Genomic DNA, 20,435 nt, shown 5'->3' with positions numbered 1-20,435 from the left:
CCGAACTCTGTGTCATGACCGCCATGTGGCCGGCATGGGGCGCCCGTCCCGCAGGACCGGCAGGATCTGTCTGATCGTCTTTTCCAGCAACCATCCGCTGGATGCTACTCCGCGAATGATCAGCATGCCATTCCATGCTGATGCGGCAAACTCATGCGGCCCGACAGCCTCCAGCTTTTCCCTGACAGGCACAAGAAGCCCTTCTGCGGCAGGTGACACCAGCACCAGTGTGGCCACCGCAAACTGATCGTTGGCTATCGCTTTTTGTGCCAGGAGGGGCGCCACATCCGAACTCTCCAGCCGCAGAAGATCTTCCAGAATCAGACGGCCATCCCGGCGAACCGTCAACCGGTCACGAAGATTTAGCACCTGCATGACCTCTCCTGAGCCGATACGCCCAAACATACGGCTTTCCAGAAAAAGAAAGCTGGAGGAAGCCTCCATCTCAACCGTCATATGACGTCGCAACTGGCTACCATCAAAAAAGATCGTTCCATGAGGTATCCAGTCCAGACGTGCCTGCGTGGCGATATGGCAAGAGGTGAGAATTTCTGAGGGCTTGTCTGCTGTGCGGGCTCGGTAAACGCGCTCTGCAGCTTGGGATGTGACCAGTAGTTCCGTGTCGGGGCTACAGATAATGCGTCCTTCGATCCGATCTCCGCCTGCGATACCACCGGAAATATTGACCGTGACCGCCTCCAGAGCGCCTTTATCCACGCGCGGAAACAAGAGACGGCAACATCCTCCCTGCTCCAGATCACCGCATACGGTCGCTCCGTCTCGCAGTTTCGCAGTCAGGCTAAACCACCCTCTGGCACGCTGAAGAACCGCAGCAGTCATGCGAAATTCCCGCATTTTCCTGGTCGACAAAAAGACGTGTCAATCTGCATTTCAGATATTCCCACGCATGTCTTCCAGTCCTGTCTCACGTTCTGGCTTCAGCCAGATCCATCCAATAACAGACGCACCGAAAACAAACGCGCCAATCATTTCAAAATGCGCTGACACGAAACCCGCGAAATCTGTGAGCATGCTCAGTCCGTGCAGCTTATCCCCAAAAAAGTTGGTTATTTCAATGAGCGCAATCACAAACGCCAGCATAACGGATGCCAAGGTTAAAGCGAGATTGGAGGCCGTCCCACGCTCGGCTCTTTTGTAAAGACCGTGCATCAGCATACTGTCCGCAGTGTCCAGCAACGCCATTCCGGCTGTAAAAAGCAGTGGGAACATCATGATTTCCCACACCGGCAGTCCATGCTCACCCTGGACGATGGAAATGCCTAGCAAGCTGATTTCGGAAGCCGTATCAAACCCTAGCCCAAAGAGAAACCCGATTGGATAGAGATGCCAACTGACGGACACCTGACGCATTACAGGCTCCAGCATACGAGATAGTCCTCTTGGACCATTATTAACCCTGCCGTTCCGTCTGCGCCAAAGATCGCGGAAAGTCAGTGCGTTCATGACGGCCACCATGCAGAGGAACAGCGCCGAAACCCATGTTCCGAACAGGCCGCCGTGTACTGCGAATGCGTCTATCTGCGTATGATAACGCTGGCCGGCCAGAACAACGATGAGGGTCGCCAGACAGACAATCGTGGAGTGCCCAAGCGAGAAGAAGAGACCTGCGGCGCGTGCTTCTCTCTTCTCCCGCAAAGCCGCTCTCGTCACATTGTCGATAACGGCAATATGGTCTGCATCGAGAGCGTGCCGCAGCCCCAGTCCATAGGAGAGACCCGCTGCACCCAGCAGGAGCGAATTTTCATGGAAGAAAATGAAGGCCAATAGCCATACCAGGCCATTGATCAATACAAGACCCACAATCAAAGAACGCCTCTGCGGACATGGGCGGACACTGTTATCTGTCAGAGAGCCTCTCCCATTGTCTGACATGCGCTTTCGTCGTTTCACAAGACGATCATTGCTCCCCAAAGACAATGTCGCATCATGCATTTTTCCACAATGGCAACATCATCCGGGTGGGATTTATTCTCAGAAATTCAGATTGGCCTGTAGATAATAATATCCGCCGTTATAGCCAAGTTGCTCGATCTGATAGTCATATTGGAATGCTCCAAGATAACGGAACTCCTTTGGGATACGGCGTTGCTTTGCATTGCCGACATTATTTCCCCCAAGCGTCAGCCCAAGCTGCGGCAAGACCTGATAGGAGAGGGCAAGATTGGTCTCGAACCGCGCCTTATTCACATATCGCATGAAATCAGTGTTTGAGTAGGCCAGTGGCCCTTCGTAATAAGTCAGCGACGATGTGGCATGTCCGTAGCGGACTTCATGCGCAGAGACACCGAGCTTCTTGTACTGCCACGTTCCACCAAAAATCAGCTTGTTCTTAGGTGTATAGCTTGTGATGTAGGCCGCCTGCTGGGAGTTGAGAAGGCTATTGCCGTTCCCGTCTTTGCCAACATGCGTCAGGTCGGTTTCGTTAAGATTGAGCGCTACGTCCCAGTCAATCTTTCCCCAGTTCTGTAGCCGCGTCTGATAACGCGCTGTGACGTCCAACCCTCGTGTCCGTGTATTGGCTGCATTCGCATAATAGGATGCTGTCACAGCATTGGACTCAAGTGTGGACGGGACGGAGAAGCCATTCAGACGCAGGGCTTCAATGGCATTGGCTCCGTTATAGACACCAGCTGCCAGAATTCGGTTTTTGATAGCAATCTGATACGCATCAACAGTGATGTGCAATCGCGGCAGTGGATCCAGCGTAAACCCGGCGCTGTAGCTCATCGTATGCTCAGGATGGAGTGGCTTCGCCCCAATTAAACGCGCGCCAGCGGAGTTAACGGGCAAATAGCCTGTCGCATAAGTCGGTGCCACAGACAGGTTGGACCAATGCTCCTGCAGGAGCGACGGCGCACTAAAGCCGTTGGAAATGGTACCCCGCAGAGCGAAATATTTATTGAAATCATAGCGTGTCGAGACCTTACCCGTCGTGGTGTCTCCGGCATCCGTGTAATATTCATAGCGGCCCGCAAAGTCGACCTGCCAGTTTTTAAGTGGCCGCGCAGAGAGTTCGACATAGCCTGCCGTCACATCACGGTTGCTCTCACTCGCATTCTGAGGGCTCAGTCCGTGCAGACCCTGCGGTCCCGTGCCATAATATGAGTTGGCATCACCCGCCATAATATCGAATTCGTCATATCGATACTGCGCGCCCATCGCGAGATTAATCGGACCAGCAAAAAGAGGCGTGTGGAAACTGCGATGAATTCCGAAATCGTTTGTCCATTGCGTGTTTGTAAACGCCATTTCATGGAACCGAGACGGTGACGCACCTGTCGCAGCATAAAGCGACGGATTGACGGTGTTAAAGAGATCCATGGATGTATGATCACTGCCATACGTCGTACTGAGGTCCCAGTTCCAGCCGAATTTCTCTCCTTTTAGACCTAAGGTTACGCTGTAATCATCTTCGGTAACGCTCTCCTTTGGGCTGAAGCCATTGGGATACATGGGCCAATCCGTGGAGGCGACGCGCGCGTCCTGGTAACTCTCGCCGTAGCGATGCCCATACGTTGAAAAGGAATACAGAGACAGATCAGGAAGAAAGTCATACTGCATATTGTAGGACAGAGTTCCCCGATGCTGCCGCGGGTCTCCCTCATCTTTAAAATCGTATTTTCCGGTACGACTGTCCGGCGAATTCCGGATCGTATGGTCCTGGTATTTGTATTCTGCACTCAGATCGAAAAACCCATGACCCATCAGGTCAAAACCGGCATTGATCGACTCACCTGATTGAAAGCCATCCCCTGCATAACGACCACCATTCGTGGACTGCATCGTGATGCCAGACTTGCGATGCTTGAGAATGATATTGATGACACCTGCGACAGCGTCCGAACCATAAAGTGCCGCAGCACCATCCTGAAGGATTTCCACATGGTCTATTGCCGAAATCGGGATCATGTCGATATCGACGCCGTTTGATCCTTGCTGCGGCCCGGAATTGTTCGAAAGGACCGAAGTGGAATGCCGACGCTTCCCGTCTACAAGAATAAGGGTATGATTTGGAGATAGGCCACGCAGACGAAGCACATCCACCATGTTGGCATTCCCGATCAGCAGCGGAGCACGCGTCAGAGATGGTGTCAGCTGTGTGAGGGCGTCACGAAGGTCGGACTGACCGGTTCTGGAAATTTCTGCAGACGTCACAACCTGAATAGGGCTGGCGCTTTTTCGGACAGTCTGGTGAGGGTCACGCGTTCCTGTAACAATCAGCGTCTCGTCTTCTTTAGGGCGAGAGACATTTTTCTTCTTGAAGGTAATATGAACGCTCGCTTTCTTAGGAGACTGAGCATCTCCGCCATGCAGCTTCATATCGCCTGCATAAGCATGCATAGCGACTAACTGGCTCGCCGTACATGTGAGCAACATCACACCAAGAGGAATTGAGAGTTTCTTCATCGCTGATGTTCTTCCCGTCCATCTGCCCCCTGCCCGTCGCCCAATTCAGACATCAGAGAGTTCAGAGCATTTCTCCAGTGATCCTCCGCATTTCGCCGATCACTCTGGAAGAAAACTTAACGGACTTTGAAACGATAACGGAATGTATGTTTTTTTCCGCCCCAGCGTAAGCTGATCTTATCCTTACTAAGATGCATCGATATGGAAATTTCAGGCATGATTTCGCGGTTCTGACGATAATAAGTAACCACAAGTAAAAATACTGAAATTTGCGAGAAAAGTACGCTGCTTAGACGTAAACATAAGAATGGAGGGTAGGTTTAATTCCTCCCGCCCTCCATTTTTGATGAACCTTAAAAGTGAGCGTCAATTCGGCCGAAGTAATATCCGCCAGTCATTGGCACTTGAGCGGAATTAGCATCATAGATTCTCGCTCCATAATTATTGTTTAGGTCGTTAACCCGACGAGGGCGGATATTGAAAATATTATTCGCTCCCACAGTGAGGTGCCAGTGCGAATTAACACGGTATCCGACTTCAAGATCGGTAAGCCACCGTGGCGTATTTTTGAATTGAGCAAAGCACTTATTGGAATACCGTAATGCACTAGCAACACCGTTGCTGACGCACTGGGCACTGCTCGGGGTCCAGTCCTGATACGCCAGCATCGCCGTTGTTTCACCATACCGGGTCTGCCGCAGGTTGATATCCCAGTTATCAACCGTCCAGTAAGCATTCAGGATAAGCTTACTGCGGGGATAAGACGTCGTGATGTAGCTAGCGCTGGCGGCCGTCAAAAGAGGTGTCGTCACGCCATTGACGGTTGTAGTTCCTACATGGCTCAGACGCGTCCGGTTTAGATCAAGTGAAGCAGAGAGCGCCAAATTTCCGTAGTTATGCAGATGCAGAAGATAATCAGCTTTTACGTCAAGACCCTGCGTTCGCGTACTGGCCCCGTTCGCAAAATAGTACGTACTGACAGCATTGGGGTCGAGGCCAGACGGCAGCACAAAGCCTAACTGTTGAACGGCATTAATGGCCGTCTGCCCATTGGTCGAACCGCCCGCAATGATACGATCGCGAACATTGATCTGGTAAGCATCCACTTCGACATGAAAGTCTTTCAGAGGCTGCAGAACAAAGCCTCCACTGGCATTTGTGGATCTTTCAGGTTTAAGAGCGGCGGCACCAAGAATACGGGCAGATTCAGAGCTGACGGGTAGCAGGCCTGACACACTGGTTGCACCAACATTGATGGCACTAAAATGCTGTTCAGCCAGCGTTGGCGCGCGGAATCCGTTACTGATTGTCGCCCGAACGGCAATGCGCGGCGTAATATCATAGCGCGTCGAAATTTTTCCGTTTTCGGTATTTCCAACGTCCGTATAATGCTCAAACCGACCTGCGAAATCCAGGTCCCAGTTTTTCGTCGGGTGGAAGTCACCATCCAGATATCCCGCCCAGATATCGCGGCTCCAGTTGCCAGCATTCTGCGGTTGAAGGCCTACATATCCTGCCATTCCGCCAGCTTCGTAAGAGGGTGGCGTCCCCTCTTCGATTTTGTAAGTCTCAAGGCGATGTTCTGCGCCAAACGCGACAGTGACCGGAACTCTGGAAGCAATGTTGAAGTTTCTCTTGAAATCGAGATTGTTCGTCCATTGCGCCATACGGTACGTTTCAGCGCGCGTTGTCGTGGGAGACCATCCACAGCCATCAGTCGAAAGATAGGGACTTGTGCTCCCAGGGTTCGCGGAACGCACAAGGCAATTGCTGCTCAACATGCCGGCGTTAATACTGTTTTTATCGCCTATATCGTTCTCGTCTGCGCCGTATGTGGTGCTGAGATCCCATGAAAAGCCGAGAAAATTATTCCCTTTCAGACCGAGAGTTGCCGCGTAATCATTTTCTTCAATCGTTTCGAGCGGAGAAAAACCATAAGGGTAGACCGACGGGAGTGTACTGGGAACGCGATAGTTCTGATAAGATTCAGCATGCCGATGTGCATACGTAATCAAACCATAACCTTCGATACCGTCGGTTAGCTTCTTCCCAAAATCTATACTCAGGTTCTGTCGGGTTTCCTCTGGCGTGCTCGTCACCTTATTTGAATCTTTGGGCACGGAGACTGAGCCGGTATACAAAGAGGTTCCCGCACCTGCGGGTTTGTAGTTCAGCAGGCGATGATCTTCAGTATACGGCACCATATGATCCGTATGATACAGCTGACCGCTGATGTGCAGGTATCCATCACGCCCCAAAGACAAGCCACCGTCGACACTGGCCTGATACTGCCACCCGTCGCCGTTATAAGCATTGGCGCCGGTCTGAAAACTGGTGTTCAGGCCGTGATTTGTCTTCTTGGTAATGATGTTCACCACACCTGCGATGGCATCAGATCCATAGAGCGCCGCCGCACCATCCTCCAGAACCTCGATATGGTCGATCGCGGCGGCCGGAATCATGTTGAGGTCGACCGGCGTCGCCCCGAAGGCAGGCCCCGCATCTGCGTAGATATTGGCCGTCGTATGACGTCTCTTGCCATCTACCAGAACAAGAACCTGGTTGGGATTTAGCCCACGCATCCGAAAAGCTGATGTCAGAGCTCCCGCATCATTGCCCATGTTGCTGACGTTGATGGAAGAATATGTGCGTGTAATGGCTTGAGCGAGGTTCATTTCTCCGGAACGACGCAACACCTCGGCCGAGATAACGGAAATTGGCGTTGTGCTCTGCCGGGCTTTACGATTTGTGGCGTGTGTTCCCGTGACAATCAGCGTCTCATTGCTACCAGCCTCAGCAGAATGACCTGGCTTCGTTTTTGCGGAATGCTGCTTTACGGGCGCAGACTTAGCTTTCGAGGAGCCCGCAGCATCTTCTGAGTAGGCGCTTGCACTCAAAAGCGACGAAAACAGGCACGAAGTTACAAAGAGGGATTTTCTGATTTTCATGAAGACATTTTCCAGGCAGGAACCAGCGGTCAGTGAACCAGGCTCTCCTACAGCCAACCTGCTGCGAAAAGGATGAAATAAATATGAAACCGCAGGTTATATTATATAATATTTCTTGATTAATTATCGATTTATATTTCTAAATTAATCCTGATGCTTGCATTCAGCCAGAGAAATACCGGGAGATCCAACTTTGTCACATTGCAATCGCCGCACTCTACTGCAGACTGCCAGCCTCGTCCTTCCTGCTATCGCCACGATCGGAGCGCGATCGGTTGCACATGCCGCAGAGCTGAAACATGCGCGGCTTAATGTTACAGAAAATCCTTTTGGCCCCTCTCCTGCCGCAAAACGCGCCATTGCACAGAGCATTTCGCAAGCCGCTTACTACGTGGAAGACGAACATGCCCTGCGAGACATTATTGGAAAGCGGGAAAATCTACCGCGTGAGAAAGTCGCGCTTTCCAACGGCTCACTGGATGCTCTCTCTCTTCTTTGCACCGATATCGGCCTGAAAGGTCATATCATTGCCCCTCAACCCGGATATTCCACTCATTTATCGTATGCTGCACGTCGCGGCGTTAAAACTCGTTTTGTTCCACTGAAAAACCATCAGGTCGATTTGGCGGCCATGAAAAATGCCATCAACGCAGAAACGGCCCTAGTCTATTTATGCAACCCCAATAACCCGACAGGTCAGATGATCCCACACGATCAGCTGACAGCTTTCTGCCGCGAAGTTGCAAAAAGCATTCCAGTCATCATTGATGAAGCTTACTTTGAACTGCTTCCCGCCGCGATGCAGCAGACAATGGCATCACTCGTCCAATCTGATCTGGATATCATTGTGACGCGGACGTTTTCAAAAGTCTATGGAATGGCCGGCCTCAGAATTGGATATGTCCTGGCGCAACCAGCGCGCGTCCGTCAGCTCTACGGTCTCACAACAACATCTCGCAATCAGCCTGGATACGCCGCGGCAATGGCGTGCCTTGGTGATGAACACTACTTAGCCGGTGCGATTGAATACCTCAAAACCTGCCGAAACATGCTTTACAAGATTTGTGACGAGAACAAACTTTCGTACCTCGAAAGCCAAGGAACGTTTGTTTATATCGACACCGAAAGATCCGCCTCGGCAGTAAAAGAAGCGCTTGCACAGCGGGGCGTAAATATCCGGACGTTCGATGCTCCGGGTTATGAAACATGGATCCGCGTGGGAACGGCAACGCCAGACGAACTCAAACTTTTCCAGAAGACGTTACCTGCCGTTTTGGCGGCTGTCTCTCGAAGTCCCAAGCACGGATAATATAGACAGGCTTCCGAGAAAGCTTAGAGCATATAGGCATTAAAGCTCTATTCTTCCGTGTAATCAGGCCTGCTTTAGCTCTCTGCAGAAACAGGTCTGAAGTGATCATGATCAACGGGGTGTATAAGCTTATTTTTTTTCGAGGCGCTATATCCCGATTATGAAATCCGAAATGAGCTCTGATAACAGGGCTTTCACCCGCATTTTGAACAACGAAAGACACCCCCATCACAACCAATAAATCTCATCGCTACAAAATTTTTGCTGAACGCCTTGAAAACATACCGTCCGGACGGTATTTGAAAATCTATGGCAAACCTTCCCAAACGCACCAACCGCCCGGAAGCCGTGAAAAGCGATCTTCTGAATGCTGCCGCCCAGATCCTGACAACACGGGGAATTCAGGCCTTCACACTTGAGTTGGTAGCGAAGGAAGCGGGCGTGAGCAAAGGGGGTCTTCTGCATCATTTCAGCAATAAAAAGGCCCTCCTCGATGGTCTTTTCATCCGGGAAATGGAGGCCTTTCGGCAGCACATTCTTGCAACGATGCAAAATGATCCCGTCAAAGTCGGCCGTGCTGCACGTGCCTATATTGGCATCGGACAAGCCCCTACATCCGCACCGCCAGTCATTATTCGTCATCTTTTAGCTGCCATGCTGATTGATCCGCAAATCAGTCAGGAATGGACACACCATTACTGGCAAACCATCAAATCCATTGGGCTTTTCGAGAACATCACTACGCCTCAGCTTCTAGCATGCTTAGCGATGGATGGCTTGTCTCTCTGGGATATTCTTGAAACCGATCTTCTAAGCCAAAAGAGCCGTGAAGATCTGGAAAAGCTTATGACTGAACTTACAGGACAATCAGAGAAAAATTCCTGAAATGCTTGGGTATCTCTATATTTTCATTACGGTTCTTTCTGAAGTCGCGGCGACCACGGCTCAAAAAGAAACGGATGACTTCACCAAGATAATTCCTACGGCCATTATGGTTATAGGATACGTTTCGTCATTTACATTTCTCTCACTCTCTCTTCGACTTGTCCCTATGGGAACAGTTTACGCAGGATCAGCCGGACTTGCTATTGTCATGGCGAATCTTGCTGGCTGGATCTACTTCCGTGAAGGACTGGATTCATCCCAAATTATTGGCATTGTTCTTATTTTACTAGGAATTTCGGTAATAGCGCGTGCGCGGGTGACAGGATGACCCACCTTTCTCTCTTGGAAAATACGCTGCTTGCTCGTTGTCGTTTTCCTCGCATGGCTCGGGTCATAGCAACAATACCAGCTCTCTGGCTTGCAGGGTGCAAACCGGCCAATACATCAGCGCCCCCATCAACGTCTCCTTCCGTGCAAACGATGCGAGTACAGGCTGCCGATTTGGAAGCTCAGTCCTTCATTGGCGCGTACCAAACAAGGCGCCCGATCCCATTGGGCCCAAGCCAAGCAGGCCGGATAGCAACGATAAAAGTTGTTAACGGCCAGTATGTGCACCAAGGAGATGTACTGGTTAGCCTGGAAAACAGGCTCTTACTGGAAGCGGTAGCGCAGGCCCAAGGCGAAGTCGACGCCTCGCGTGCGGACGCGAAGCAAGCTGTGTCCACGCTCAGAAGAAGTCAGGGCTTGGATGTTGCGGGGGGGATTTCAACCGGCACTTTGGAAGAACGTGCCGCTTTAGCTGAGGCCGCTCAAGGAAAATACAGAGCCTCCATAGCCGCGTTGCATCAAGCTCAAATCCAGTTAGCAGAAGCAGATATACGCGCGCCGGAAGATGGGTGGGTCATTAGCGTTTCAGGCGTAGCCGGGCGTCTTGAAGATGCAGGAACTGAAGTCTTACGACTAGCAGCCGGAGTGCCCGATATTCACATCAAGGTGCCTGCCCGGTCTCACTTTAAGGTCGGTGATGCGGCTGAAGTTACCGATCAATCAGATCAACACGCTCAATTTGTGCATGCCACAGTCAGAGAACTTGGCCCTATTGATGAGACCTCCCAAATGCAGGAGGTCTACATCCGGCCGGATCATTCTCTTCCTGTGCCCTTAGGCAGTCTCGTCACTGTTGCGTTGGCTCCTCCCGTTCAGCCACACGCAGTTCGCGTTCCTCTCACAGCACTTATCTCGGATGATCAGAACCACGCGCATCTTTGGAGCCTCACAGAAGAAAAAACCCCACAGCTTGTTCAGACATCTGTCATCATCATTGGATTAAGAGGGGCAGATGCCCTTATTGACGGCCTAAAGCCACAAACACGGATTGTCACCAGCGGCGTAGACTCACTCCAAGCAGGAGAACGCGTTCATATTTCCAGCATTACAAGTGAACGCTAATGATGGACCGTTTCAACGTCTCCCGGTGGGCTGTCGGCCATCCAGCTTTGATCATTTTCATGATGGTCGGCCTTTTCATGGCTGGCGGGTACGGCTTTCTGAACCTAGGGCGCGCAGAAGACCCAGCATTTACCCTTAAAAACATGATTGTTTCGGCACAGTGGCCAGGTGCCAGTGCTGAAAAAATGCAGCGACACGTTGCAGAGCCGCTGGAACAGAGCCTGCGAAACATTGAAGCCATCGATATTCTGAGCACCTATTGCGTATCATCAGCCTGTGTCACGCAAGTTTACCTGAGAGACGATGAGCACAAAGAAAAGGTTCCAGCAATTTGGCAACAAATTCGCAATAGACTGACGGACCTCACACCCGACCTTCCAGAAAATGTTACGCTAGCAGCCAATGATGACTATGCAGATGTCTACGGGTATGTTTTTGCCCTGACCGGCGCAGAGAATGCGACACTTATTAAAACGGCAGAAACATTGAAGAGAGCATTTCAACGCGTCCACGGCGTTGGAAAAGTTCAGATCAGTGGCGAAGTTCCCCAGCAGATCAATGTTGACCTTGATCTACAAAAAATTGCTGCCCGAGGACTAGTTCTTGAGGATATCGCACGGTCGCTCCGGCAACGATCAGTTTTAGGGGCTGCCGGGTCAGTAGACTTTACAACGACCGTTCCACTGAGCATTTCCGGGAACCTGGAAAGCCTGAAATCTGTCGAAGATACGCCCATAGCTGGCCAGGCTGGCTCGGTACGGGTCAAGGACGTCGCACAGGTTAGCCGCGATTATGCAAGCCCTGCCCCCTCCCTGATCCGGTACGGAGAAAAGCCAGCAGTCATCATTGCTGTCGCGATGTCTTCAGGCGGAGACGGCCTTACCCTTGGTGCCTCACTCCGCAAAGTCACAAGCGCATTTGATCTCCCTGCGGGCATGAAATTGACGCAGGTTGAAGACCAAAGCCTTGTGATTGGAGAGGCTGTAAACACGTTTCTAATAAAATTTGCGGTCGCGCTCATCGTTGTTCTTCTGGTGGCTTTCGTAAGCCTGGGATGGAGATCCGGCATCATTGTCGCCTGCTCCGTTCCCCTGACACTCGCTGGCGTCAGCCTTTACATGGGCATGAAGCATATCGGGCTGGATCGCATCTCGCTTGGCGCCCTCATTCTTTCTCTGGGTCTTCTGGTCGATGACGCCATCATCAGCATTGAGGCCATGGTGGTGCAACTGGAACAGGGGAGCAACCGGGAAGAAGCAGCCTCTTTTGCCTGGACACACACGGCCTTCCCCATGCTGACAGGTACGCTTTTGACTGTTGTCAGCTTTCTGCCTGTCGGCCTGGCCACATCCACGACTGGCGAATATGCCGGTGAAATTTTCTGGGTGAGCGGTGCGGCGCTCCTGTTCAGCTGGATCGTCGCGGTTGTCTTTATTCCGTTTCTAGGTGTTCACCTTCTGCCAGAACCAAAACATACAGCAAACGATATTCCGCAGATTTCTCCGGGAGCAGCAAAGCTCCAGAAAGTCCTCTTATTCGTTCTGAACTATAAAAAAGCGGTAGCGGCAGGAACGATTAGTCTTCTTGCCCTGGCATGTGGTGGTTTTTTCTTCGTTGATCAGCAGTTTTTCCCACAGTCTGATCGTCCGGAACTCATTGTGGACGTCGCAATGCCCCCCGGTACATCCATCAAAGAAACAGATCAGGCCGTCGGCTTTCTGGAGCGTCATCTCGCCGGTCTCTCCTCACTGCGTCACATGGAAGCGCATATCGGAGACGGTGCGCCCCGCTTTTATCTTCCATACGCTCCCGCTACCCCCAGTGCCGCACATGCGACCCTGCTTTTGGTCGCGAAAGATCTGAATGCCCGGGAAGAGCTCGCTCGTCAGATTACGACAATTCCGGTTCCTATCGCCGTACACCTCCATGTGCAGCGCCTGTCCTTAGGCCCTACAGCCGATTTCCCTGTACAGTACCGCATCATAGGCCCTGCCGCAGACAAGCTGCTTACAATCGCCCATGAAGTAAACGCAATCGTCGCTGCGACTGGCGTAGCAGTCTCAGTACAATCCGACTGGGGCAGCAAAGCTCCGACCCTGACGCTGGAAGCGGATCCTGACAAACTGGCACGCTTCCAAATAGACCGTGCCAATCTTGCTGCGCAGCTCCAAGCAAGTATTTCTGGTGAAAACGCAGGAGACATTTCTAAAGATCACCATGCCATCCCCGTGATTGTACGCGCAGCGCAAGACATGCGTTCCGATCCAGGGCAGTGGCAATCCATGCCAATCATGACAGGCGCTGGAATTCTTCCCCTTGGTCAGCTTGGAACAATACAGGTGACAAGCGCCTTTCCGATCATATGGCAGAGAAATGGTGAACTCTGCATGACCGTTCAGTCCGGTGTGACTGGAAATATACAGCCTTCTCGCGTCCTGCAGCTTGCGGCTCCCGCGATGAATGCGCTCCAAAAAAGACTTCCGGCAGGTTATCGCATTGAAATCGGTGGAGATGCAGAACTCTCATCAACGGCAAATGACGCAATCTTCGCGCTGTTACCGGTCACAGGCGGCCTGATGCTCTTGTTCCTGATGCTTCAGTTACAGAGTTTCAGCCGTTCTCTACTGGTCATCTTTTCAGCTCCGCTCGGCGTCATCGGCATGGTGGCTGGCCTCTTGATATCTGGTGCGCCCTTCGGATTTGTCGCTTTGCTTGGGCTGATTGCTCTCGCGGGCATGATCATGCGGAACACGATCCTTCTCGTTGATCAGATCCAGGCCAACCATACCCACGAGACTTCGCTCCATGATGCAATCATCAAAGCGACGCTACTGCGTGCACGACCGGTCTGCCTGACAGCCATAGCAGCTGTTCTGGCCTTCATCCCTTTAAGCTTCAACGTGTTCTGGGGGCCTATGGCCATTGTCATGATTAGCGGCCTTATCGGCGGTACTCTGCTGACGCTTGTCGCCCTTCCTGCGTTTTATGCGCTTCTGTTTGATCGCTCACCGTCATCATCTAACGGTTCACTTCATGCCTAGACCACATTTTGGATCAAAAGCAGCGTTTATCGTCCTGTGTGCTGCTATCATTGGCTTGGACGGATGTACCATGGGACCCAATTTCGTCAGCCCGAAGCCGGTTTTGGCTGACCATTGGCAAAACGCGGCTCCTCCCCCGAGCGATCAGCAAGCGGGACCTCAATGGTGGACTGTTTTTAATAGTCCCTGCTTAAATACCCTGATCCGTCGTTCCGAAAGCGGCAACCCAGACATCGCCATGTCCCGCGAGCGGATCAGAGCTGCCCGAATACAGCGTGGCGCCGCATCTGCGGAAAGTCTTCCTACACTCAATGGACAGGCAGCCTACAGCCGTGAACGGCTTGCAACAGCGGGGATCGGGCAGGTTCTTCAACCACTTCTTGGTCTCTCTTCCAGCACTACGGGCAATGAGCCTGAAGGTGTGTCCTACAACAACTATAACATTGGTGCCGTAGCGTCGTGGGAACTTGATCTGTGGGGCCACCAACGGCGCTTGCAGGAAGCCGCTGCATCTGAGCTTTTAGCCGTGAAAGCCGACGCAGATGCGATGCGCCTTTCCAATCAGGCTGAAATTGCTCGAACCTATTTCCAATGGCTCGACACGAACGAGCGCCTCGGACGGTCAGAAGAAACACTCAAAATCGCACAAAAATTACTCTCAATCACTCAGACAGTGCGTGCACATGGGCTTCTCGCAACTATCGACCTTGATGAACAAAATACCTTTTGCCGCACCGCCCAGGCTGAACGCGACAAACTGACTGCGCAAAAAGCCTCGCTTTATCGGGCGTTGAGCACCCTTGTGGCAGGCAGACCCGATGTCGCAATGCCAGAGCTCGACGCCAAGGCCTCATTGCATGATATCAAAATTCCAGAAATTTCTGCTGGTGTTCCTTCGGAAATGGTGCGTAAGCGCCCTGATATCCGTGCGGCAGAAGCACGCCTTCACGCAGCAACAGCAGCGATCGGTATGGCAAAGGCCGACTTCTACCCGCAGCTCACGCTCACGGGCCAATTCAGCCTGGATGCCCTGACAATTGCAGAACTCGGATGGAATGCACGGAATACATCCTTTGGCCCAACCCTCTCCCTTCCTATCTTTAATGGCGGACGCCTCTCTCGACAGCTGGAACTCCGTCACTCCGAGCAGCGCAGCGCAGGACTTTATTACCAGAGTACTGTTTTAAACGCATGGGTCGAGGTCGAAAATCTTCTGGCAAACCGCACACTTCTACAAAAACGGCACAAAAGCCAGAATTCTCTCTCCGAAGAAAAAGAAGAAAAGAGTCAAATTCTTGAAAAACTGTATCACCGCGGAGAGATTGCTCAGAAAGATCTATTCACGTCAAAGATTTCAAATATAGAATTTCAGAATGACCGTACAGGAACACTAACTGCACGACTCATCAATGCAGTAGATCTCACAACAGCATTAGGTCAATAGAATTGAAATCAGGGCAATTTAATATTACTAAAAATGTTACCCTGCGATGATCACATCAAGAAATATCGCGGTGTCAGACATGTCGCGCTTCAGAAGTACTCGTTGCTCTTGTGTAGATGCATAGACGCTACTCCCCTGCTTTAGCGACAGGGGAATAGCATTCTGTCATTCACAAGGCTGGTTTTGTGCCGCCATGGAGCTCCAACCAGCTCCCCGCAACATCCACCGAAATCGTCGCTGGCTTATAAGCCTCTTTGGGCGCAAGCATGATGTTTTCTACATAAGTCTGAGGGTTTCGATCATACAGCGGAAACCAACTCGACTGGACCTGTATCATGATCCGGTGTCCCGGTAGGAACGTATGATTCACCATCGGCAAGCGCACTGGATAGACCTGCTTCACATTCGCAGGGATCGCTTCGGGGTGCTCAAAACTTTTCCGATACCGCCCGCGAAGAATATTTCCAGAAACCATGAGCTGGTAGCCGCCCATGGCAGGCTGTTGAGCCACTTCATCTGGGTACACGTCAATCAGCTTCACAACAAAATCGCCGTCCGTTCCTGTCGTGGCGGCAGTCAGATGCATCAACGGCTGACCCGTTATCGTGAATGGCTTCGTCAGAACGTCAGACGTCAGAGACAGAACATCGGATCGCGCAGCAGCGTTACGTTGATCCGTCGCCAACCACCAGCGCCACTCGGAGCCTGCCTGCCCTTTTGAGATGACAGGACGGGAAACATAGGACACCGGATGTTCAGGATCAGAAACATAACTCAGTTGCCCCGCATTAACCGGAGGCTTGCCAAAGCCAAGTCCATGATCAGGCTGGAAATGCAGGATCGAGCATCGGCTGTCACAATCTGGCGAAGGAAGAGCATCCATAGTCTCCCACTCGTTCTCGCCTGACCGATAAGCCGTCACACGCGCGGGTAACGGGACTGTTCCATCCTTGAGATAATGCGCAAGAAACGGACTCAGGACATGTTTCCGAAAGTAAAGTCCGGTATCGGAATGAAGATCCACTACCCCCAGCGTACTGGCGGCATGAATTTCGCCCCCGTGATTCCACGGGCCCATTGCCAGCCAAAGATTGGATCGTGCATCGGAATTCTTACGCAACGCGTCGTACATCGCGATGGCGCCATAGTTGTCTTCCTGATCCCAGAGGCTGTGAACCAGCATCGTCGGAACTTTCAGACCCTCTTTAGGCAGAAGTCGGTCTAGGGCCTGCAACTGCCACCATGAATCATACGCGGGATGAGCCAGTATCTGCTTGAAAAAGCCAATTTGATCCATACCGCGTGACTTACCAACAGCCCCAGCGGAAACACCGTTCAGGAAGAGCGTGTATGAATCATAAGCGCTGTTCCACCATTCGACAGTGTTTTTCCGAGTAGCTCCCTGATCGTAAATGTAGGGCAGCATTTCTTCACGAAACGCACCGTTATGGAACCAGTCGTCCCCCATCCAACCATCAACCATCGGGTTCATCGGCACAGACACCTTCAATGCGGGATGAGGATGGAACAGAGCTGTGATAGCCGTGTATCCGTCATAGGATACACCGAGAATGCCGACCTTCCCATTACTCTGCGGAACGTTATGTGTCAGCCATTCGATAGTATCCCAGGTATCGGTACTCTCATCGACGTCCGTGCCGTTCAGTGGGCCCCGCATCGGGCGGTTCATGACAAAAGCACCTTCAGAACCGTATTTTCCACGAATGTCCTGAAGAACCCGAATATAGCCCCCTTCGGTTATGACATCCGGCATATTGTCATAACCGGGCAGGATCGACGCCAAATGATTGCTTGAGCCGAGCGATGCCATATGCGCAGCATTGTAAGGAGTACGCGTCATCAGCATTCCAGCGTTTTGCGCGCCTTTTGGAACCAGGATAACGGTGTGTAGTTTCACGCCGTCCCGCATCGGAATCATGACGTCTCGACGCGTATAATCGAAACTGGCATCGGAAATATGAAATTCAGCCGGCATGTCCGTGTAAACTGAGCCGTCAGCCTGCTGGGCCAGAGCAGACTGCGAGAAAGCCAGCACACAAGCCGACACCATAAGAATTTTTTTCATAATCGTTCCAAGAATAAAGGACGCGCACGGTGCAGGTGGCATGTATATTACACCCGATTGCACCGCACCATCATGTCACGTCAGAACTCAGCAGAGACTGTGCCGAAATATTGACGCGGCGCTGCGACGAAGAGATTGGCGTTATTGTCGCCTGAGACTGATGCCGCCCCGTAAATTCCGCCGATGTAGTTAGTGTCAAACAGGTTGGTGATACCGAAGGTGGCTTTTAAATTCTGTGCAAAGCCAACTTTGCCGAAATTATAAGCCAGATTAAGATTTGCCTGCCAATAAGAGGGAACATACTGGTCGTTGAGGTAGGTCATCGGACGCGCACCAACGTAATTGACGTTGAAGTTAAACATTGCCTGACGCCATGTATAATTCAAATTCGCCTTATACATGAATTTTGGATAATAGACTTGGTGCTTACCCTTCAGGCTATATGTGCGCCCGCTATAATTAATTGAAGACGTCTGATACTCGGCGTCGTTCCAGCTAAAGCTGTTCGTAATTTCCAGCCCACGAAACGGGCGGATCGTGGCGACTGCGTCAGCACCATTCATGGTCTCCCGCCCAACGTTCAGATAAGCGCTGTGTGCGGTCGCAGTGCTACCCTCCGTGATAGATGCCAGTCGATTATAGTAATCGGTATGGTAAAAATCTGCACTCCCCGAGAAAAAGCGGGAATCATATCGATATCCCACGATATAATTCCAAGTTCTCTCAGGCTTGATGACCTTTTTATTCGCATCGAACACGGATTGAGCAGACTGAGACGAATTGCCCAGACCACCCCACGGCGTCGCGCTGGACGTCTGTGAATAGTAGTCGTAGGCACGCAGGTTTTCGGCGATATCCCAGTAAATTTCATGATGATCGAGGAAATGATAATCAAAATTGAAATGAGGCAGGAATGCACCTGACGCTGTCAGCGTACCACTTGCTGCATGACGATAATACGTGTTCCACCCTTCAGCAGCGAGTTGATCTGTATAATCGTTTTTTGTACCGCCATGGGTCGTTTGTGTCAGTGACTTGAAACCGGCAAGCAGCGTCATGCCAGGCATGATCTTCCAGCGATCCTGGAGGAAGAACTGAAACGTGTTGGTATTATAGGCGTCATTATACCATGTGCTGCCGGTCCCTTTTTTGAACCCGGACAGCGGATTATGACCAGTTGTCAGACCGTCTTCATAGAGCATGGAATCATATATCCAGCGGCTATTTTCATACCAGACGCCACTTTCAATATAGTTGTCATGCGGGGCTTCATACGAGAACTTCTGCGTGAACCCCAGTCGTCGCATATCGGCATGTGACATGCCCAGCGCCATGGGAACCCCCGTGACCGACCCGTCCGCCTGCAACGAGGGCGTGCCATAGCTCGGCGATGTCACAAAGTTATTGGTTCCTCCATACAGACCACTGCTGACATTTCCATAAGCAACCGTGTCCGAGTGAATTTTTTCGGAGAGATCGAAATGACCCGTCACGGCCGAAAGATAGGTTCTCTGCACCTGGGAGGCGTCCCAAGCATAATCACCAATCTCATCATTGGACAGTTTCCCCTCATAACCTGGAGGAACATCCGAAGTGTACTGAGCGTAATAGGCCCACTGTTTGGCCTTCTCGTAGTCCGGCTTCAGATAGGTCGTATCGCGTCCCATCTGCCGCCACATGTTTTTGGTGAGCGTCAGATAATTCATCTGCTGGAAATTGCCATAACCGAAGAACCCCGTGAGCTTTCCATGCTCGCCCACAGGCTGAACAATCTTGGCATCAGCCTGTAATTCGCTTTGTCCCCCTGCCCCTTTCCACATGTCCGTGTCAGTGCGCGCAAAAGAGGCATAGAATTTTGTGCCCGTAGAGTTCAGGATACCGCTGTCTGCACGAACATACGTTCGGTAGGCATTGTAGCTACCAAACGTCTGGCTGATCTTGCCGCCTGCCTTGTCCTTCGGATCAGAGGACGTGTACGTCATGGCGCCGCCAAGGTTCTGAGCAGAAAATGAATCCAGCGCCCCGGCGCCCTGCGACATTGTCATGCCGCCAACATCATCCTGGATCATCGCCTGAGTGATTGAGACACCGTTATTATTGGCGAAACCCTGCGTCCCCAATGGTATGCCATCAAGCGTTGCGCCGATCTGCATCTGGGTAAATCCGCGCACATAGAACGTGTTGCCGTAGGTATCGAGACCAAAGGCGTCGGTCGAGGTGAAATTCGCACCCGGCGTAGTCATCGCGAGGATCTGCATGGGGTTTGTGCCTTCAACAAACCTGTCCATGACTTTACGCGTGACAGCAACTTCAGGCCCGTGACTCCGTACACGGGACACACTAACCGAAATCGATTCCGGATCAGCACCTTCAACCGTATGATGTCGCTGGGGCTTTGAAGCAACCTGGGATACGGCTCGCGGCGAAGAAGGACGGGCCTTCGTAGGATGGTGCGACTTCGTTGCAGCATCCGCTCCCGTAGACACCACACTTGCAACAGCCATGCTGAGGATGCTCGTCGTGAACAGATAACGAGATCTTCTTCTCAGCTTACCTGACGTTTTCACAACACACATCCGCCGCACTCCTGGAAAGACTTTGATTAAGTTACGTTACGTGTCCGATATGTTGCGCGTCCATATTGCTTTATTTTCGTAGCTGATAGACTGAGGTTAACTCGTCGTCATCATCGAGGCTTCGCAAGACCGAAAAATACCCACGAGATACGAGCATTAAGCCTTTCCAATCAAAAAATGCCCCCCTCGCGCAATATTTTCCAAATGACTGTAAGAGGGATATGAAGGCCCTCTTCCCATTAGGTGGGTTAATACCGTTACTCGTTTGC

General features: G+C 51.6%; 12 protein-coding genes. 6 read left to right on the top strand and 6 right to left on the bottom strand.

Annotated elements, in window-relative coordinates; genetic code table 11:
• Nucleotides 1-12: 12 nt before the first annotated feature.
• The 4 genes from GCE01_RS10305 to GCE01_RS10290 all read right to left on the bottom strand — a co-directional run bounded on the left by GCE01_RS10305 (nucleotide 13) and on the right by GCE01_RS10290 (nucleotide 7,376).
• The gene (locus GCE01_RS10305) at nucleotides 13-840 is read right to left on the bottom strand and encodes an urease accessory protein UreD (protein ID WP_099213033.1); all 828 of its coding nucleotides are present in this window, start codon (nucleotides 838-840) and stop codon (nucleotides 13-15) included.
• Nucleotides 841-891: 51 nt separating this feature from the next.
• The gene (locus GCE01_RS10300; protein WP_167386153.1) at nucleotides 892-1,821 is read right to left on the bottom strand and encodes a HoxN/HupN/NixA family nickel/cobalt transporter; all 930 of its coding nucleotides are present in this window, start codon (nucleotides 1,819-1,821) and stop codon (nucleotides 892-894) included.
• A gap of 171 nt (nucleotides 1,822-1,992) precedes the next feature.
• On the bottom strand, nucleotides 1,993-4,428 hold the full coding sequence (locus GCE01_RS10295) for a TonB-dependent receptor plug domain-containing protein (RefSeq protein ID WP_099212777.1): 2,436 nt from the start codon (nucleotides 4,426-4,428) through the stop codon (nucleotides 1,993-1,995).
• 353 nt (nucleotides 4,429-4,781) lie between these two features.
• Nucleotides 4,782-7,376, bottom strand: coding sequence for a TonB-dependent receptor plug domain-containing protein (locus GCE01_RS10290; protein ID WP_099212776.1), 2,595 nt, complete (start codon nucleotides 7,374-7,376; stop codon nucleotides 4,782-4,784).
• 193 nt (nucleotides 7,377-7,569) lie between these two features.
• Here GCE01_RS10290 and GCE01_RS10285 point away from each other — a divergent pair, with 193 nt between their 5' ends.
• The 6 genes from GCE01_RS10285 (at nucleotide 7,570) to GCE01_RS10260 (ending at nucleotide 15,504) form a co-directional block, all read left to right on the top strand.
• Nucleotides 7,570-8,685, top strand: a complete 1,116-nt coding sequence (locus tag GCE01_RS10285) for a pyridoxal phosphate-dependent aminotransferase (protein ID WP_099212775.1) — start codon at nucleotides 7,570-7,572, stop codon at nucleotides 8,683-8,685.
• A 309-nt stretch (nucleotides 8,686-8,994) separates the two neighbouring features.
• Entirely contained in the window at nucleotides 8,995-9,570 is a 576-nt protein-coding gene (locus GCE01_RS10280; RefSeq protein WP_099212774.1) for a TetR/AcrR family transcriptional regulator, read from the top strand.
• 1 nt (nucleotide 9,571) lies between these two features.
• The gene (locus tag GCE01_RS10275) at nucleotides 9,572-9,898 is read left to right on the top strand and encodes a DMT family transporter (RefSeq protein WP_099212773.1); all 327 of its coding nucleotides are present in this window, start codon (nucleotides 9,572-9,574) and stop codon (nucleotides 9,896-9,898) included.
• The gene (locus GCE01_RS10270; protein ID WP_244591175.1) at nucleotides 9,895-11,019 is read left to right on the top strand and encodes an efflux RND transporter periplasmic adaptor subunit; all 1,125 of its coding nucleotides are present in this window, start codon (nucleotides 9,895-9,897) and stop codon (nucleotides 11,017-11,019) included. Before GCE01_RS10275 ends, GCE01_RS10270 begins: the two co-directional genes overlap by 4 nt.
• On the top strand, nucleotides 11,019-14,060 hold the full coding sequence (locus GCE01_RS10265; RefSeq protein ID WP_174694831.1) for an efflux RND transporter permease subunit: 3,042 nt from the start codon (nucleotides 11,019-11,021) through the stop codon (nucleotides 14,058-14,060). The genes GCE01_RS10270 and GCE01_RS10265 overlap by 1 nt, the downstream gene beginning before the upstream one ends.
• The gene (locus tag GCE01_RS10260) at nucleotides 14,053-15,504 is read left to right on the top strand and encodes an efflux transporter outer membrane subunit (protein ID WP_099212771.1); all 1,452 of its coding nucleotides are present in this window, start codon (nucleotides 14,053-14,055) and stop codon (nucleotides 15,502-15,504) included. Before GCE01_RS10265 ends, GCE01_RS10260 begins: the two co-directional genes overlap by 8 nt.
• A 169-nt stretch (nucleotides 15,505-15,673) precedes the next feature.
• Here GCE01_RS10260 and GCE01_RS10255 read toward each other — a convergent pair whose 3' ends face one another.
• Both GCE01_RS10255 and GCE01_RS10250 read right to left on the bottom strand, forming a co-directional pair.
• Entirely contained in the window at nucleotides 15,674-17,590 is a 1,917-nt protein-coding gene (locus GCE01_RS10255; protein ID WP_099212770.1) for a CocE/NonD family hydrolase, read from the bottom strand.
• Between the two features lie 80 nt (nucleotides 17,591-17,670).
• On the bottom strand, nucleotides 17,671-20,166 hold the full coding sequence (locus tag GCE01_RS10250; RefSeq protein WP_145995791.1) for a TonB-dependent receptor domain-containing protein: 2,496 nt from the start codon (nucleotides 20,164-20,166) through the stop codon (nucleotides 17,671-17,673).
• Nucleotides 20,167-20,435 lie beyond the last annotated feature (269 nt).

It is taken from the genome of Gluconobacter cerinus, from assembly GCF_002723935.1.
GTDB classification, from domain to species: Bacteria; Pseudomonadota; Alphaproteobacteria; order Acetobacterales; family Acetobacteraceae; genus Gluconobacter; species Gluconobacter cerinus.
Note: the sequence above shows the minus strand (reverse complement) of the source record. Positions and strands in the feature narration are given on the sequence as shown.